10 protein-coding genes are annotated in these 18,342 nt (G+C 63.6%); 5 read left to right on the plus strand and 5 right to left on the minus strand.

The features are described from left to right. Window positions 1-13: 13 nt before the first annotated feature. Window positions 14-1,588: a DUF4153 domain-containing protein gene (locus tag ACQR0Z_RS17245; RefSeq protein ID WP_434919442.1), complete on the minus strand. Its 1,575-nt coding sequence runs from the start codon at window positions 1,586-1,588 to the stop codon at window positions 14-16. A gap of 110 nt (window positions 1,589-1,698) precedes the next feature. Here ACQR0Z_RS17245 and ACQR0Z_RS17250 point away from each other — a divergent pair, with 110 nt between their 5' ends. Beyond that, a complete protein-coding gene (locus ACQR0Z_RS17250) occupies window positions 1,699-3,063 on the plus strand; it encodes a glycoside hydrolase family 3 N-terminal domain-containing protein (protein WP_434919797.1) in 1,365 nt (454 codons plus the stop codon). A gap of 19 nt (window positions 3,064-3,082) precedes the next feature. On the opposite strand, the gene ACQR0Z_RS17255 is transcribed toward ACQR0Z_RS17250, so the two are convergent. Further along, entirely contained in the window at window positions 3,083-3,370 is a 288-nt protein-coding gene (locus ACQR0Z_RS17255) for a hypothetical protein (protein WP_434919443.1), read from the minus strand. A gap of 553 nt (window positions 3,371-3,923) precedes the next feature. Between ACQR0Z_RS17255 and ACQR0Z_RS17260 the strand changes: the two genes are divergently transcribed. Beyond that, the gene (locus ACQR0Z_RS17260; protein WP_434919444.1) at window positions 3,924-5,153 is read left to right on the plus strand and encodes a hypothetical protein; all 1,230 of its coding nucleotides are present in this window, start codon (window positions 3,924-3,926) and stop codon (window positions 5,151-5,153) included. A 6-nt stretch (window positions 5,154-5,159) separates the two neighbouring features. Beyond that, window positions 5,160-6,383, plus strand: coding sequence for an acyltransferase family protein (locus tag ACQR0Z_RS17265; RefSeq protein WP_434919445.1), 1,224 nt, complete (start codon window positions 5,160-5,162; stop codon window positions 6,381-6,383). A gap of 157 nt (window positions 6,384-6,540) precedes the next feature. On the opposite strand, the gene ACQR0Z_RS17270 is transcribed toward ACQR0Z_RS17265, so the two are convergent. Continuing rightward, window positions 6,541-6,930 (minus strand): hypothetical protein, encoded by a 390-nt coding sequence (locus tag ACQR0Z_RS17270; RefSeq protein ID WP_434919446.1) that lies wholly within the window; start codon window positions 6,928-6,930, stop codon window positions 6,541-6,543. A gap of 128 nt (window positions 6,931-7,058) precedes the next feature. Between ACQR0Z_RS17270 and ACQR0Z_RS17275 the strand changes: the two genes are divergently transcribed. Both ACQR0Z_RS17275 and ACQR0Z_RS17280 read left to right on the plus strand, forming a co-directional pair. Beyond that, the gene (locus ACQR0Z_RS17275; RefSeq protein ID WP_434858960.1) at window positions 7,059-7,619 is read left to right on the plus strand and encodes a type 1 glutamine amidotransferase domain-containing protein; all 561 of its coding nucleotides are present in this window, start codon (window positions 7,059-7,061) and stop codon (window positions 7,617-7,619) included. Between the two features lie 295 nt (window positions 7,620-7,914). Then, the gene (locus ACQR0Z_RS17280; RefSeq protein WP_434919447.1) at window positions 7,915-10,200 is read left to right on the plus strand and encodes an FdhF/YdeP family oxidoreductase; all 2,286 of its coding nucleotides are present in this window, start codon (window positions 7,915-7,917) and stop codon (window positions 10,198-10,200) included. Between the two features lie 15 nt (window positions 10,201-10,215). On the opposite strand, the gene ACQR0Z_RS17285 is transcribed toward ACQR0Z_RS17280, so the two are convergent. Then, window positions 10,216-11,709: an HWE histidine kinase domain-containing protein gene (locus tag ACQR0Z_RS17285; RefSeq protein WP_434919448.1), complete on the minus strand. Its 1,494-nt coding sequence runs from the start codon at window positions 11,707-11,709 to the stop codon at window positions 10,216-10,218. Window positions 11,710-11,723: 14 nt separating this feature from the next. Then, window positions 11,724-17,984 (minus strand): HAMP domain-containing protein, encoded by a 6,261-nt coding sequence (locus ACQR0Z_RS17290; protein WP_434919449.1) that lies wholly within the window; start codon window positions 17,982-17,984, stop codon window positions 11,724-11,726. Window positions 17,985-18,342 lie beyond the last annotated feature (358 nt).

Consider the following 18,342-nt stretch of genomic DNA (forward strand, 5'->3'; position numbering starts at 1 on the left):
TCCATGGCAAGTGTCAGCTTGGCGTCTGCGTTGCGGCATGTGTATCGAGATCACGCTGCAAGCGCCAGCCGCGAAAGCTCCAGGTTCGCCATGACGCCCTGTCCCTGGCCTGGTCCGCCAGCAGCACGCCATGGATACGCGCCAGCTCTGGGGCCTGAGGCGACAACAACATGGCCCGCCGGATCGCCGGCAGGGCTTGCGGCCCCAGTCGCGCTAGATAGGAATGATCGAGGGCGACGCCGCCCCGCCCGGCCTCGCGGCTGTGGGCCACGTTGTAGTCGGCGATGAATTTGTCGAAATTGACCAGGGAGCACCCGTAGAGGGTGGCTGCCAGCACGACGAGATTTACGCGGATCAGCCAGCGCGTCGGACGGTCCTGAGCGATACGGATCACGATCAGGATCAACCCCACGGCGACCAGCGCCATCCAGATCAACGCCGCGATCCGCCAGCCGGTGAGCAGATAGGTTTCGATGTAGAGATGCACCCGCTGGATCGAGGACATGACGAGCATCACGTTCTGTCCAACCCAGAGATATACCAGCGGTCGGACGAGCCTCGACTGATCGGCTGCTTGTGGACGGATGGCGACGACGACAAAGGCGGCCGCCAGAAGCGCGGTCGCAATCAGCGGATAGGCGCCGCGATGAGCATACGCCGCGTAGCTCATGCCGTCCGGAAGCGCCAGATGTCCCCAGAGGTAGAGCCCATCAAGCACGGTCTGCAGCGCAAACAGCACGTTGAACATGAGCAGCGAGCGGAGGATGACCTGCGGACCAAGCACGGAGTCCAGCGGCGATCGCACGTCCTGCGCAACGGCATCCGGTGCGGCCGGACCCGGTTTGTGCTGGCGCCAGCGCAAATGCATGAACGGCCAGATCAGAGACAGTGCGATGAGCCAGAAGACGACCCTGGCCACGCTGACATCAGACACGACGTGGTCGGGGCGGAAGCGATTGAGCCATTGCTCGATCACCGGATTGGCCGCCGCGAACAGGAAGATGAAGATGGCGTACAGCGCCAGCGGAATGCTCCACGCCAGCAGGAAACGGGTCAGGACGTTGGTTTGGAGGATGGCGATGGTGTCCGCAATCAGCCTGAACGGTCCGGCGAGGAGCAGCTGCCGTGCGGCCGTCAGCGGCACCCGCAGTCCGGCCGCGCTCGGATCGGTCAACACCGCGACGGCCGATATCGTTGTGAGCACGAGGATCGCGAACGACAGCATATCCAGGCCTTCGAGGCCCGGAGCGAGACCGGCGACGAAGATGCCGGCCGCCACGATCCAGCGGCGGCTGTCGATCTTGTCGCAATTGACGAGGACGCAGCCTGCGAACAAGGCGATTGCAAACAGCACGACGCAGAGGCCGATGGGCTGGTTGTAGAACATGATGTCGGCGAGCCACAGCAGGCCGAGAGCGCAGACGAATTTGAGCCACTTGGCCTGGCCGGCGGTGGGCGTGCCGGTCAGCTCAGCGGAGCTGCTCATTGCGAAGATCCTCGTTTCAGTCGTTACGGCTGGGCTGCCGCGATCCTGGGATTTCAACATGAGGCTCGCTCGTGCAGTCGGTCGCGAGACTGTCTGCAGCATCTCAGGATTTGTTTGCAGAATTCGTGCAGACGCGCTTCTCCGGCTGGCGCACCCCAATTGTCGTTGTTACGCAATCACCGTCTTCATTCGTGTGGATCGGCTTGTCGAACATGTTCGGACGTATCAGGACCGTGATCCTCTGGATCCTTGCGGCGCTCTTTGTTTTCATCACGCTGAACAGCAACGAACCCTATCTGGTCCGGCTGCGCGGCCCCGGTCATGCCGCCTTGCTGGTGATCGGGTTGGCTGTTCCGCTCCTTCTGGTGCTGAGCGGAAGCTGGCGACGCGGCATCGCCGCGCGAGCCCTGCTGCTGGTCTGGTGCGTTCCGCTCATCGCGTTGACGGCGACCCAGTTCATGTTCGCCTGGCGGAAATACGAGACGTTCCGGACCGAGCCCGAGGTGGCGCTGCTGCTCGGACGGCACTTCATCGCCGGCTACAGGTCCGCGGACGATGCCGCTGCGCTGGCGCAGCGCGGCTTGATTGCGGGCGTCTATGTCACCCATCACAATATCCGCGGACGGACGGAAGCTCACCTGCGCACCGAGCTCGCCCGCTTGCAGGCCGAACGTCGCGGTGCAGGTCTCCCGCCGCTCCTCGTCGCCGCAGATCAGGAGGGGGGCAGCGTCGCGCATTTGTCGCCGGTGCTGCCGAACATCCCCGGCCTCTCCACACTCGCCGATCTGCCCGCCAACCGGCGCGCGCGGGCCGCGTTCGAATTGGGACGCTCCCAGGGTGAGGGGCTTGCGGCCGCGGGGGTCAACTTCAACTTGGCGCCGGTCGTCGACCTTCGCCCGCATTGGACCCGCAATCCGCTGGATTTTCACACCCTGATCGGTCGGCGTGCGATTTCGCGGGATCCGGATGTGGTCGGTGACATCGCGCTCGGCTATGTCCAGGGTCTGGAGGCCAGCGGCGTTCGCGCGGCGGTCAAGCATTTTCCGGGCCTCGGTCGGGTCGAGGCCGATACGCACCATTTCTCGGCTCAGCTGGATGCGCCCGTCGATGCCCTGGAACGATCGGACTGGCGACCGTTCCGTCACGTGCTGGAACGCTCGCAGGCGGCGATGATGGTCGGGCATGTGACGGTCGACGCCGTCGATCCCGAGCGGCCTGCCTCGCACTCCCGGAAGGTTCTCGACGGCCTGATCAGGGGGCAGTGGCACTATCAGGGCGTCATCATCACCGATGATCTCGTGATGGGGGCAATCTACGGCCGCGACCTCTGCAAGGCGGTCGTGGAGGCTCTCAATGGTGGCGCCGATCTGCTGCTCGTGGCCTATGACGGCACTCAGTTTCACCGGGTCTTTGCGTGCGCCAGGCAAGCGCTGTCAGACGGACGGATCGATCTCGATGCCCTGCGTCGCAGCGACGAGCGGCTGGCGCGCTGGAGGCCTGATGAGACGTCCCGGCCTTCGAATGTTTCGACAGTATCCGAGACGGCTGGCGGTGCGCATCGAAAGATCGTGGACTGACGGAGTCGCGTGTCCAGGTTCAACGCGGGCCGTTGCCGGTCCAATTGCGCCAGGCGACGTTGGAGAGGCTCCTGAGATCCGTGCCCAGGGGACGTCGAGTCTGCTTGTCGTGCTGGGCGATGAGCTGCTCGGACTCGCGGATCTTGACCTGAAGTTCCGCAACCTGCCGCTTGGTTCGCTCGATCGCCTTCCCATCGGCGCTTTCGCCGACCGTGAACCGCGTCGTCTCGATCTGCTTCAAGGCCGCGCGGTTCTTCTTGAGCTGGGCGCGATGCCAGGCAACCTTGCTGTCACTGTCCGCAACCATGGGGGACTCCTCGCGAGGGGGCGGAGTCTAGACAACAATGAGCTGATTCGCGATCGCGTCTGGCTGCACCGTCGTTTGTCGGTCTGGGCCGTTGTGGTGTCAGAATGCCGATGACCGCCGCGCTGTCACGAGATGAGGCGAGGCGACCGGGGCGCGGAGCTGCCCAAGGCGCCTCCGGGAGGGGGGCTGACGACGACGGATGCGCGCGGGATTTCCCCGCGCGCAAGCCATCAGCGGCGGTGGGGGCCGAAAGCGCGGAGGAACGGAGCGGCCGGATACCCGATGCGGTCCGCGCATGCGCATCGGGTTTTCCCCAGTTCCGTTTCTCCAATCGCGTCCGTAGCTTACACGGATCGCTCGAACGCGGGCACGGTCAGCGGTCCGGTCGGTCGGACTGCCGTCAACGTATCGTTTGCGGACACAGTTTCTGTGTGCAGAATAAGAGTAAGTCTTCCGGCATTTAGCGGTCGTTCATGGGCTTCCGAGGGCCTTATATGCTCCCTTGAAGCGTCAATTGTGCAGGCGATCCCGGGGCAAGTTGGGTGGGTGATCATTGAAGCAGCAACTGAAAGCCCTCGTGGGGCGCACATTCAATGCATTGGGTTATTCTGTCGTTCGGTCGGAGACGCTTGCCGGATTGCAGCGTCGGTCACAGGACGCCTCGCGCGGCAATACTCAAGCGAACTCGTCCCCAGCTAACGGATCCAACAGCTCGATAATTGACGCCGAGCAGGAGCGCGCGAAACGCGGCCGCCGCCAAGCCGCTTTGTGGCGTGTCATCGAGCAGGAGACCCAAGCGGACTACTATTTTGCGATGGACGTCGTCGGCAGCTGTACGCTGCGATGTCCGTCCTGTCCGGTAGGAAACTCACCGAGCCAATTGCCGAAAGGCATCATGTCCATGCAGATGTATCGCGACATCCTGGACAAGATCAAACGCGAGCATCCCGGTGAGCGGGTCTACATCGATCTCTTCAATTGGGGCGAGTCGGCGCTTCACAAGAGTTTGCCGGACATGATCCGGCTCGCCAGAGAGAATGGAATCGGCATCGGCCTGTCGACCAACCTGAACTCCTTTCCCAACATGCGCGAGATCATTCGCGCGAAGCCGGGCTACATCCGCATCTCATTGTCCGGCTACACCAACGCAGTCTATCAGCAGACGCATGCTGGCGGCGACATCAACCTCGTGAAGTCGAACATGTATCTGCTTCGGCATCATATGGACGAAACCGGGATCAGCGTTCCGATCCAGGTCGGATTTCACGTCTACCGCACCAACTTTCCGGATGATTTTGCAGCGGTCAGACGCCTGTGCGACGAGCTTGATTTCTACTTCATGCCGAGCATCGCGACGTTCATGCCCCTTGAGAAGGCCATTCACGCAGGCGATGGCACATTGAACGACGCCGACAAGGCGCTTCTTGCCAAGCTTGTCGTGCCGATGGAGGAGCGGAGCCGGATGCTGGGCGAGATTCGTCCCAAGAATTTCGATTGCGAGTTCCGTGTCCGCCGCACGGCGCTCAACTATGACGGTTCGGTCGCCCTGTGCTGTGCCACGTTCAATAACGAGCAGCTGATTGCGAGGAACTATCTCGAGGTCAGCCGGGACGAGCTGTTCGACCGGAAGCAGAAGCACAGCTTCTGCACTGTTTGCATGGATAAGAACCTCGATATGGTGTTTACCGGTACCGGAAATGATCTGGTCGAGAAGCGCGCCGCAAGCGTGCTCGGAAAGGAATTTGCCGATTTCCTCGACGATCGCTCGACCCCCTGGGACTGAGCGCGCATGCATGGCGTGACCCTGGCTGGGGGCAGCGAAAGCGAGCAGGCAGGGCCAGTTCATAGCTCCCACGTTCGGACTGAAAAGAAGAACGAGGAAATCGAAACGCTTCGCGCGGTCGCCATCACGATCGTGGCGTTTCAGCACTCGTTCAACTACCTGACGGTCTGGCAGCCGGCCTGGGCCGCGACGATAGGCAGCTACTTCAATCTCGGTCAGGCCGGCGTCGACCTTTTCTTCGCCATTTCCGGCTACGTGATCGCTCGGAGCTTCCTGCCGGGACTCCTCGCCGCCTCGTCGTTCGAAGCGGCGTGGAGGGAGGTTGTCGCCTTCTGGATCAAGCGCATCTATCGGCTTTGGCCCACCGTCCTGCTCTGGGTCGTCGCCGACATCGTGCTCGCCGCGGCTTTCAACCGATCGGGTGCGTTCGGGCCGATCAAGGAAACGATCGTCGGGGGCGTTTCGGCTCTCGCCCAGATCATGAACTTCCATCACGGCTACTGTGCGCAAGGGTTCTGCTTCAGCAATCCTGTCTATCCGCTCGGTCCGCTCTGGAGTTTGTCGCTCGAAGAACAGTTCTATGCCTGCTTTCCGCTGCTGGTCCTGACCTTGTGGTCGTACAAGAAGCTGGACAGGCTCCTTCCTCTTCTGGCGCTCATTGCCTTCATCCAGCTCTTCCTGACCCGCCCGGACGGATCGCTTCTGCTCTATATCAGAACCGACGCGTTGTGCGGCGGAGTCATGGTGTATCTGTTGTCTTCCTGGGAGGGGCTGCGCATGTTTCGCGAACCCCTGGCGGCAGCGAAGTGGACGACGAAGGCCGTCACGATCGGGGTGCTCTTTGCTATCCTGACGATGATCACCGGACGAGCCGTCAGCTTCAATGCCGGAATCTCGGCGATCGCTTCGGTTGCAATCGTCACGATTGCTCATTTTGAGGCCGGCTGGTTCGGTCCTTCACAAAACGAACGTGTCCGGAAGGTCGTGCTCTGGATCGCTGCGCGCTCGTACTCGATCTACGTCATCCACTGCATCGCGATTGCGTTCGTTGTCGAGTTGTGGTGGCGGTTGACGGGAGGCGCGACCCCAACCGGTTCGGCCACGGCGAAGTTCTACCTGTCGTGGATCGTGATCCTGGCGCTTGCGGCCGAGGCAAATTGGCGCCTCGTGGAGGTTCCGTTGAGGGTCCGCGGTCGGGCTCTGGCGAGCAAATGGACCCGCAGCGAATGAGTGATGGGCGTCCACGCTTGCAATCAGCGCAAGCCTGTCACTGCAGGTTTCATGGCACTCTTTCATGGCCCGTCGACCGAATGGGGTGCCAGGATAAGATCCCGCCGCACGCGACGAGCTTGACCCGGTGGGATGAAGGCTAGAGCAGCGCAGTCATTCACTGCTCGGCTGGCCGTTTCTTTTGCAGCGCCGACAGCGTTGCCTGTTGGCCTGTGTCGTGCTGCTCCTCGAAATCCGCTTTTGGGGGCTCAGGAAGCACGATGTCCGGAGGCACCGTTGCGAGTTCTTCCGGGCTGGCCTCGCAGGATTTGATCTCGAAATTGTTGTCGAGAAGCTTCTCGCCGTGAGTGCCGAAGGTGATGAGATCGGCTTGCTCCGCGGCTTCCCAGACCTCACGTTCCGTCCGAAACGGACGGGTCAGCTGTTCGTCATTCTCAAACAATGCGTAGGGCACGAGCGCCTCCAGGTTGCGGTCGGCCTTGGCATTGGGCTCACGGCCGGCCGGCGCCCGCCCCAGCGGGCGGCCACACCTCACAAACCGCCGCATGCGGGAGCTGGTTCCACGCCGCTCCGCCCGCAATCCGATCGAACAGTTGTGACGATCCGCCGTCGCCGCCGACGGAACATGGGCGCAAGCGCGCGGTTGGCCGGGTGTCGAATGACCAGGAGAAAGCAATGGACATCAAGGGAAAGAAAATCGCGATCCTCGCGACCAACGGGTTCGAGCAGTCCGAGCTCGAAGTGCCGCGCGACCGCTTGAAGCAGGCCGGGGCGACCGTCGAAATCGTTTCGATCGAGGCCGGCGAGATCAAGGGCTGGGACCAGAAGGATTGGGGCCGTGCCGTCAAGGTCGACAAGACCCTGGATCAGGCGTCGGCGTCCGACTACGACGCGATCGTGCTGCCGGGCGGCCAGATCAATCCGGATCTGCTGCGCCTGGAGCCGAAGGCTTTGAAGTTCATCAAGGACATCTTCGACGCCAAGAAAATCGTCGCCGCGGTGTGTCACGCGCCCTGGCTGCTGATCGAGACCGGCATCGCCAAAGGGCGCAAGATGACGTCCTACAAATCGATCAAGACCGACGTCGCCAATGCCGGCGCCCAGTGGCAGGACGCCGAAGTCGTGGTCGATCAGGGCGTGATCACGTCGCGCAATCCAGGTGATCTGGAGGCGTTCAGCGCCAAGATCATCGAAGAGGTCAACGAAGGCCGCCATCTCAAGCGCAGCGCGGCCTGATCGGTCAGACCGATGGAGGCCGAGCTCAAAGCCCGGCTTCCTCGCGCGGACGGACCCAGCGCCCGAAGGTTCGGACGCTGGGCCGCAGTCCACACGGAGTGCCTCCAGCGAGATGGGGGAACGCCGCCGGAAGCCTGGAACAGACTCTCGGCGCGCGGCGTCGTTCCTAATTGATCCGGCGCGGCGTCTCTCCAGACGGAAGCCACCGTTACATCTTGGCAACCTTCGTGGAGGCTCCGGAACTTCGCTGCTCATCCCGTGTTGGCCGGGCGTGAATGGGCCGCGGAGATGTGCCGTGAGTGAAAAAGCAAAAATCCAGGACTACGACTCTCCCGCTGGCGGTTGGGGCTCGGTGCATGCCGTCGCCAGCATCCTGACGCAGGAAGAGGTGACGCTGCTCGGCAGCGAGATCCTGCTCAAGCAGAACAAGCCCGGCGGCTTCATGTGCGTCAGCTGCTCCTGGGCCAAGCCGGCGAAACCGCATCCCTTCGAGTTCTGCGAGAACGGCGCCAAGGCGACCGCCTGGGAGATCACCGGGAAGACGGTCGGCCCGGAGTTCTTCGCCCAGCGCCCGCTAGCGGAGCTGCGGACCTGGTCCGACCATCAGCTGGAAGAGCAGGGGCGTCTGTCGCACCCGATGCGCTACGATGCCGGGTCCGATCGCTACGTCCCCGTCAGCTGGGACGAGGCGTTCCGGGCGATCGGTGCTGAGCTGAACAAGCTCGATCCGCGCTCCGTGGTGATGTACACATCCGGCCGCGCGTCGCTCGAGACCAGCTACATGTATCAGCTGTTCGGGCGTATGTACGGCACGAACAATTTCCCCGACAGTTCGAACATGTGCCATGAGTCCACCTCGGTGGCGCTGCCCGAGGTGATCGGCGTTCCCGTGGGAACGGTCCTCTTGGAGGATTACGACAAGGCCGACTGCATCTTCTTCTTCGGCCAGAACACGACGACCAACTCGCCGCGCATGCTGCATCCGTTGCAGCGGGCCGCGAAGAGAGGTGTCCCGATCATCACCTTCAACCCGCTGCGCGAGCGCGGACTGGAGCGCTTCACCGATCCGCAAAATCCGATCGAGATGGTGCTGACCGGCGGCACGCGGATCAGCACCCAGTATCATCAGCTGCGCGTCGGCGGCGATGCAGCTGCGCTGCTCGGCATGTGCAAGGCGGTGATCGAGGCGGATGATGCCGCGATCGCCTCGAAGAGCCCGCGCGTTCTCGATGTCGCCTTCATCGAGCAGCATACGTCCGGCTTCGATGCCTTCGCGACCGCCTGCCGGCAGGCGTCCTGGAGCGACATCGAGCGTGCCTCCGGCCTCCATCGTGCGGCGATCCTGGAGGCGGCCAAGGTCTATGCGGCCTCCCATGCCGTGATCGCCAACTACGGCATGGGAATCACGCAGCATCGCCACGGCGTCGAGACGGCCAAGATGATTGTGAACCTGCTGCTGCTGCGCGGAAACATCGGCAAGCCCGGTGCCGGCATCTCGCCGGTTCGCGGCCACTCCAATGTGCAGGGACAGCGCACGGTCGGCATTTCGGAAAAGACCAAGCTGGTGCCGCTCGACAAGCTGGCGCAGCTCTATGATTTCGAGCCGCCACGCTGGGATGGTCTCGCGACCGTCGACGCCTGCGAGGGCGTCATCAAGGGTGAGGTGAAGGGCTTTGTCGGCCTCGGCGGCAATTTCCTGCGTGCCGTGCCTGAGCGAACGCTGATGGAGCCGGCCTGGTCGAAACTGCGTCTGTCAGTGCAGGTCGCCACTAAACTGAATCGGACGCACGTCGTGCCGGGCGAGGTCACCTATTTGCTGCCATGCCTCGGTCGGATCGAGATCGACCGGCAGGCGAGCGGCGAGCAGGCGGTGTCGATGGAGGATTCCACGACCTGCATCCACGGCTCCCGCGGCCAGCGCCAGCCGGTTGCGGACGGCTTGCTGTCCGAGCCGGCGATCGTCGCAGGCTTTGCCAAGGCGACGCTGGAGACCAATCCGCGCGTCGACTGGGATGCCTGGGTTGGCAACTACGCGCTGGTCAGGGATGCCATCGAGCGTACCTATCCCGATCAGTTCAAGGATTTCAACGAGCGCCTGTTTCAGCCCGGCGGCTTTCCGCGGCCGCTCGGCGCGCGCGAGCGCAAATGGAAGACGTCGACGGGCAAGGCCAATTTCACCGTGCCCAAGGCGGCGCTCACTCCGCCGCAGCAGGGTAACGGCGTCTTTCAGCTGATGACCTTGCGCGCCGATGGCCAGTTCAACACCACGATCTACAACGAGGACGACCGCTTCCGCGGCGTGACCGGCGGCCGCATGGTGATCTTCATGAACGCGACCGACATGGCCGATCTCGGCATCAAGCAGGGCGAGTTCGTGCGGCTGTCCACGGAGGCCGATGACGGCGTGCCGCGCTCGCTCGGAGGCCTCCAGGCGGTCGCGTTCGACATCCCGCGTCATAGCGTCGGTGCGTATTATCCGGAGTGCAACGGTCTGATTCCGTTGTGGCACTACGCCGAAGGCAGCAAGGTGCCGGCGGCGAAATCGGTGCCGGTTCAGGTCGCGCGCGACACCCAAAGTTGATGGCGATGCGACGGCTCAGCCCGCCGCACGCTGCTTCGCGCCGTCGGGGCTGATGGCGGCATAGGAGCTCGTGATCTCCGGCGGGGTGGCGCCGGGCCGGAGCGGGACCACGAGCCGACACACCAGTCCCTCGGGACGCCAATCGAAATTGGCCCGTCCGCCCAGTTGGCTCTCGACGCTCGCCATCAGGCTGCGCGTCCCGAACCCGCGGACCGTCGGCACGCGCACCAGCGGGCCGCCGGTTTCGATCCACGTCAGATCGATGCGGTCATCCTCAATCGTCCACTCGACCGAGAGATGACCGGAGCGGACCGAGAGCGCCCCGTACTTGGCCGAGTTCGTCACGAGCTCATGCAGCGCCAGCGCCAGGGTCTGCGCCATCGCCGGTTCGAGCTGCAGGTCGGCACCGCCGAAGGCCACCTGGCCGCCTGTCGCGTAGGGCGCGAGCTCCTCGGCCACCAGCCTGCTCATCTTGGCGCCCTGCCAGCTCGACAGCGACAGGATCGTATGGACACGGGCGAGGGCGCTGATCCGCCCCTCGACGGCGCTGACATAGGTCTTCACGTTGTCCGCCTTGGTCAGCCGGACGATGGATTGAGCAAGGGTCAGGGCGTTCTTGGCGCGGTGGTCGACCTCGCGCGTCAAGAGGTTCTGGCGTTCTTCAGCGCGCTTGCGCTCGGTGATGTCGATTGTCACGCCGCTGACACGGACGACGCGCCCCGCTTTGTCGGTGGTCGCCGCTGCCGTTCCCACGCACCATCGCTCCTCGCCATCCGGCCTGTTGATCCGGAATTCCGCTTCGTAGGAGCTCGTGCCGCGGCTGAACTCCGCCATCACTTGGCGGGCCCGTTCGGCATCCTCCCGGTTCACGAGCGACATGATGTTCACCGTGTTCAGCTCGAAGCTCTGCGGCGAGACACCGAAGATGCGGTATTGGCCTTCGTCCCACATCCAGTCGCCGTTCGCTCCATCCCAATCCCAGGAGCCCATGCGGCCGGCGGCAATGGCCATGCTGCGCCGCTGCTCGCTCTCGACGAGCTTCGCGGTCGATCTCTCGAGCTCGGCAGTGCGTGCGCGCACGCGGTTTTCGAGCTCTCTGTTGAGATGCTCCAGCTCGCGCGTCTTCCGATAGAGCTCGGTGAAGACCTTGATCTTCGCGCGCAAGACCTCGGGCACGACCGGAACAGGCACGTAGTCGACGGCGCCCATCTCGTAGCCGCGCAGACGATCGAAGTCGCTGACCTGGATGGCCGAGATGAAGATGATGGCGATCTTCTGGAACCGTGGATGCTCGCGGATCATCTGCGCCAGCTCGAAGCCGTCGAGCTCCGGCATGCACACGTCGACGAGGATCACCGCGATCTCGTTCTTCAACAGGATCTCGAGTGCCTCGCGGCCCGAGGTGGCGACGACGAGGTGCTCGCCGAGTTCCTTCAGGATGACTTCATAAGCCAGCAGCTTCGCCGGCTGATCGTCGACCAGGAGGATGTTGACCTTCTCATGTTCCATCGTGAATCAGCCGTTCAGCGGTGCAGCCACATGCGGATCGCAAGAAGCAGCTGCTCGGTGTTGACGGGTTTTGCCAGATAGTCGGAGGCGCCAGCCTCGAGGCACTTTTCGCGGTCTCCCTTCATGGCTTTCGCGGTCAACGCGATGATGGGGAGCCGGACGAAGGCAGGGTTCTGCCTGATTACGCCGATCGTCTGGTAACCATCCATCTGCGGCATCATGATGTCCATGAGGACGATCGCGATCTCCGGATTGCTCTGCACGAGTTCGATCGCTTCGCTGCCGGTTGTCGCCGTGAGCACCTTCATGCCGCGCCGTTCCAGCACGCTGGAGAGCGCGAAGATGTTGCGGGCATCGTCATCGACGAGCAGCACGGTCTTGTTGATGAGATCCTCATCGGAACTGTTCAACTTCTCCAGCATGCGCTGCTTCTCGAGCGGCAGTTCCGTGATCACCCGATGCAGGAACAATGAGGTCTCATCGAGCAGCCGTTCCGGCGACTCCACGCCCTTGACGACGATGCTCCGTGCCATGGTGTGAAGTTCCGCGTCCTCCTCGGCCGACAATTCGCGACCGGTAAAGACGACCACGGGGACGCTCGACAATTGCTCGTCGGAGCGCAACTGATCGAGCACGTCGAATCCGCTCATGTCCGGCAGGCGCAGGTCGAGGACGACACAGTCGCAGGGCGCGCTGCGCAGGGTCTCGAGCGCCGCGGCGCCGGTCGCGGCGGCCACGATCTCGATGTCATCATGGCCGAGCAATTCACGGATGCTCAGCTGCTCGGCCGCATTGTCCTCGACGATCAGCAGACGCTTGCGTCGCGGCTTCGCATATTCCTTGATCTGGGACAGGGCGGCGCTGACGCCCTCCGTGGTCGTCGGCTTGCTGACGAAGGAGAACGCCCCGCGGGCGAGCGCGTGCTGGCGATCCTCATCGAGCGTGATGATCTGGACGGGAATGTGCCGCGTCAGCGGATTGTGCTTGAGCTGGCTCAGGACGGTCCAGCCCAGCATGTCCGGCAGGAAGACGTCGAGCGAGATCGCGGCAGGCTGATATTGCTTGGCGAGATCGAGCGCTTCGGCGCCGCGGCTGGCGACCAGCACCTTGAAGCCCTTGTCACGCGCGAGATCGATCAGCACCCGCGCGTAGTGCGGATCGTCCTCGACCACCAGCAGGATCGTGTCGCCGGGTTCGAGATGGAGACGATCATCCGGTGGCGCCTCGATGACCCGCTCCGGAACGGCCGCCTGCTGCAAGGACGGCGTCGAAACGTAGGGAATGGTCGAGGGCGCGCTGGTGCGTGGCGCCGTCGCCGGGCCGGAATATTTGAGCGGCAGATACAGCGTGAAGGTGCTGCCCTTGCCGGGCGCGCTCTTGAGATGGATCTCGCCGCCCAGCAGGTTGGCGAGCTCGCGGCTGATCGCGAGGCCGAGACCTGTTCCGCCGTACTTTCGGCTCGTACCGGCGTCGGCCTGCTGGAACGCCTCGAAGATCAGCTTCTGCTTGTCCTGCGGAATCCCGATACCGGTATCCGAGACTTCGAAGGCGATCACCGCCGGCGCGTTGTTGAGCACGGGGTGTTCGCTGCTCCATCCGCCCAGGGCTGCGGAAACCTTCAGGCGCACGCCGCCTTCGGCGGTGAACTTGAATGCGTTCGAGAGCAGGTTCTTCAACACCTGCTGCAGGCGCTTGGAGTCGGTGACGATGCTGCGCGCGAGGTTCGGATCGACATCGATGTTGAACGCCAGCAGGCGGTTGTCCGCCTCGTGCCGGAACGGTCTGCCGACGGTCTCGAGCAGATTGGCGGTGAGGATCTCCTCGGCATCGACCGTCACGGTGCCGGACTCGATCTTGGAGAGATCGAGGATGTCGCTGATCAGGTTGAGCAGGTCGGTCCCGGCGCCGTGAATGGTGCGGGCGAATTCGACCTGCTTCACGGTCAGATTGCCGTCCGGATTCTCGGTCAGCTGCTGGCCGAGGATTAGGATGCTGTTCAGCGGCGTCCGCAGCTCGTGCGACATGTTGGCGAGGAACTCGGACTTGTACTTCGAGGTCAACGCGAGCTCGGTCGCCTTCTCTTCAAGAGCACGCCGCGCCTGCTCGATCTCCTGGTTCTTGCGTTCGACCTCGACGTTGCGCTCGGCGAGCTGCTGAGCCTTCTGCTCGAGCTGCTCGTTGGTCTGCTGGAGCTCGCGCTGCTGGGCCTGAAGCTCGGCGGCGAGCTGCTGGGACTGCTTCAAGAGGCCTTCGGTCTGCATCGTGGCCTCGATCGAGTTGAGGACGATGCCGATCGAGTCGGTGAGCTGTTCGAGGAATGTCATTTGCGAGGTCGTGAACGGGCTGAGCGACGCCAGTTCGATCACCGCCTTGACCTGGTTTTCGAACAACACCGGCAGGACGACGAGGTTCTTTGGAATGGCCCGGAGCAGGGCGGAACCGACCGGAATCACGTCGGATGGAATTTCGGAGACCAGACGCTGGCGCTTGTCGATGCCGCATTGCCCGATCAATCCTTCGCCGAACTGGACGTGCTGGCGATGCGGAAAGACGCCGTCGTCGGCATAGGAGGCGAGCAGTCGCAGTTGCGGCCCGGGCTCGGTCTCGACCTGGTAGATCACGCCGCGATGCGCATTCACCAACGGCGTCAGCTCCGTCAGCAGCAGCCGTCCGACCGTGGTCAGGTCGCGCTGGCCTTGCAGCATGTTGGTGAACTTGGCGAGGTTGGTCTTCAGCCAGTCCTGCTCGGTATTGAGGTCGGTGGTGAGCCTCAGATTGGTGATCATCGTATTGATGTTGTCTTTGAGCTCGGCGACCTCGCCGCGCGCATCGACCTGAATGGAGCGGGTGAGGTCGCCCTTGGTCACCGCGGTCGCGACCTCGGCAATGGCGCGGACCTGCGACGTCAGGTTGGCCGCTAGCAGGTTGACGTTGCCGGTCAGGTCCTTCCAGGTGCCGGCGGCCCCGGGCACGTTGGCCTGGCCGCCGAGGCGGCCCTCGACGCCGACCTCGCGGGCCACGCTGGTGACCTGATCGGCGAAGGTTGCGAGCGTCTCCGTCATGTTGTTGATGGTTTCGGCAAGCGCGGCGACCTCGCCCTTCGACTTCACGGTCAGATTCTGTTTGAGGTCGCCATTCGCGACGGCGGTGACGACCTTGACGATGCCGCGCACCTGTTCGGTCAGATTGGCTGCCATGAAATTCACGGTGTCGGTGAGGTCCTTCCAGGTGCCGGCGACGCCCGGCACCTGCGCCTGGCCACCGAGCTTGCCTTCGGTGCCGACCTCGCGCGCCACGCGCGTCACTTCGCCGGCGAAGGCGTTGAGCTGATCGACCATGGTGTTGATGGTGTTCTTCAGCTCGAGAATCTCGCCCTTTACGTCGACGGTGATCTTGCGCGAGAGGTCGCCGCGCGCCACGGCGGTCGTGACCTCGGCGATGTTGCGGACTTGCGTCGTGAGGTTCGCCGCGAGCAGGTTGACGTTGTCGGTGAGGTCCTTCCAGGTGCCGCCGACGCCGGGCACGACGGCCTGGCCGCCGAGCCGTCCCTCGGTGCCGACCTCGCGCGCGACGCGCGTGACTTCGGCCGCGAACGAGCGAAGCTGCTCGACCATCGTGTTCAACGTGTCCTTGAGCAGCAGGATCTCGCCGCGCACGTCGACCGTGATCTTCTTCGACAGGTCACCGCCGGCAATCGCGGTCGCGACTTCGGCGATGTTGCGAACCTGCGCCGTCAGGTTCGAGGCCATGAAGTTGACGCTGTCGGTGAGATCCTTCCAGGTGCCGGCGACTTCGGGCACTTCTGCCTGGCCGCCGAGCTTGCCTTCGGTGCCGACCTCGCGCGCGACGCGCGTCACCTCGGAGGCGAAGGCGTTCAACTGATCGACCATCGTGTTGATGGTGTTCTTCAGCTCGAGGATTTCGCCCTTCACGTCGACGGTGATCTTGCGCGAGAGATCGCCGCGCGCCACGGCGGTGGTCACTTCGGCGATGTTGCGGACCTGAGCGGTCAGATTGCCGGCCATCGAGTTGACGCTGTCGGTCAGGTCCTTCCAGGTGCCGGCGACGCCCGGCACGTTCGCCTGACCGCCGAGCCGCCCCTCGGTGCCGACCTCACGCGCGACGCGCGTCACCTCGCCCGCGAAGCGGTTGAGCTGATCGACCATCGTGTTCAACGTTTCCTTCAGACTCAGGATCTCGCCGCGCACGTCGACCGTGATCTTGCGCGACAGGTCGCCGCCGGCGATCGCGGTCGCGACCTCGGCGATGTTGCGGACCTGAGCGGTCAGATTGCCGGCCATCGAGTTGACGCTGTCGGTCAGGTCCTTCCAGGTGCCGGCGACGCCGGGCACCTCGGCCTGGCCGCCGAGCTTGCCGTCGGTGCCGACCTCACGCGCGACGCGCGTCACCTCGCCGGCGAAGGCGTTGAGCTGATCGACCATCGTGTTCAGCGTTTCCTTCAACTGAAGGATTTCGCCTGACACGTTCACCGTAATCTTCTTCGACAGGTCGCCCTTGGCTACGGCGGTCGCCACCTCGGCGATGTTGCGGACCTGGCCGGTCAGGTTCGACGCCATCGAGTTGACGCTGTCGGTCAGATCCTTCCAGGTGCCGGCGACGCCGCGCACCATCGCCTGGCCGCCGAGCTTGCCTTCGGTGCCGACCTCGCGCGCGACGCGGGTCACTTCGCCGGCGAAGGCGTTGAGCTGATCGACCATCGTATTGATGGTGTCCTTGAGCTCGAGAATCTCGCCGCGCACGTCGACGGTGATCTTCTTCGACAGATCGCCGTTGGCCACCGCCGTCGTCACCTCGGCGATGTTGCGGACCTGCGCCGTCAGGTTCGACGCCATCGAGTTGACGCTCTCGGTCAGATCCTTCCAGGTGCCGGCGACGCCGAGCACGTTGGCCTGGCCGCCGAGGCGGCCTTCGGTGCCGACCTCGCGGGCCACGCGCGTCACCTCTCCGGCAAAGGCGTTGAGCTGGTCGACCATGGTGTTTAGCGTCTCCTTCAGCTGAAGGATCTCGCCGGAGACGTTGACCGTGATCTTCTTCGACAGGTCGCCGCTGGCAATGGCGGTGGCGACGTCGGCGATGTTGCGCACCTGCGCCGTCAGGTTCGACGCCATGAAGTTGACGTTGTCGGTCAGGTCCTTCCAGGTGCCGGCGACGCCCGGCACCTGCGCCTGGCCGCCGAGCTTACCCTCGGTGCCGACCTCGCGCGCCACACGGGTCACTTCGGAGGCGAAGGCGTTGAGCTGATCGACCATCGTGTTGATGGTGTCCTTCAGCTCCAGGATCTCGCCGCGGACGTCGACGGTGATCTTGCGCGAGAGATCGCCGCGCGCTACCGCCGTCGTGACGTTGGCGATGTTGCGGACCTGCGCGGTGAGATTGCCGCACATCGCGTTGACGGAGTCAGTGAGGTCCTTCCAGGTGCCGGCGACGCCCGGAACGATGGCCTGGCCGCCGAGCTTGCCGTCAGTACCGACCTCGCGCGCGACGCGCGTCACTTCGGAGGCGAAGGAACGCAGCTGATCGACCATCGTGTTGATGGCTTCCTTCAGCTGCAGGATCTCACCCCGAACGTCGACGGTGATCTTCTTGGAGAGGTCTCCGTTCGCTACCGCGATCGTGACCTCGGCGATGTTGCGGACCTGGCCGGTGAGGTTGTTGGCCATCGAGTTCACGCTCTCGGTCAGGTCTTTCCACACGCCCGTCACCTCGGGAACCTGGGCCTGACCGCCGAGCTTGCCCTCGGTGCCGACCTCGCGCGCCACGCGGGTCACTTCCGAGGTGAAGACGCTGAGCTGCTTGATCATCGTGTTCACGATGGTCGCCGATTGCAGGAACTCGCCGCCCAGCGGGCGGCCGTCGACATCGAGCTTCACGGTCTGCAGCAGATCGCCTTGCGCCACGGCAGCGACGGCGCGAGTTACCTCGCGCGTCGGCCACAGCAGGTCATCGATCAGCGTGTTGATGGAGCTCTCCATGTCGGCCCATGAGCCGCTGGCGATCCCAAACCGCACGCGCTGGCGCGTCTTTCCTTCGCGTCCAACGACCTGACCGACACGTTCGAGCTGCTGCGCCATGCGCTCGTTGGCGGCGATGATCTCGTTGAACGTATCGGCGATCTTGCCGTCGATGCCGAGATAGTCGCCGCTCATGCGGACCGAAAAATCGCCGGAGCGCATGGCCTGTAATGCGCGGAGTAGGTCCTGGCTGGCATCAGCCGGCCCGGCGCCGTTGCCGTGATGGCCCAAACCTTGACGCATTGGCATCGGACCAGCACCAGCTTCAACATCGCTCATCAGTTCCCCCGCAGCATGCCGTTGGACAGCGTGCTCGTCTGAGTCTCGCCCACCCCGGCATAGAAGCCGTGGCAATTCCTCAAATCAAGTTCGACGCCGGTTTCGCGGTTAAATGGAACCTGCCTTCACCGGGACAAGCGGCTCAACTTCATTGCGAGCGAAACGTTCCAATGTCTTTTGCGCAAATTATTGGAGCGTGGATGTGCGTTGGACCGATGACCGTAGCCTATGACGTCGGTGCTGTGGTCGTTAGTTCCTGTGGAACTGGCGGGACATTAAACTCACGTAAGGCGGTTGCAGCGGAGAGCGGTGGTGACCAACT

Source organism: Bradyrhizobium sp. HKCCYLS3077 (assembly GCF_051167555.1).
In the GTDB taxonomy this organism is placed as follows: Bacteria; Pseudomonadota; Alphaproteobacteria; order Rhizobiales; family Xanthobacteraceae; genus Bradyrhizobium.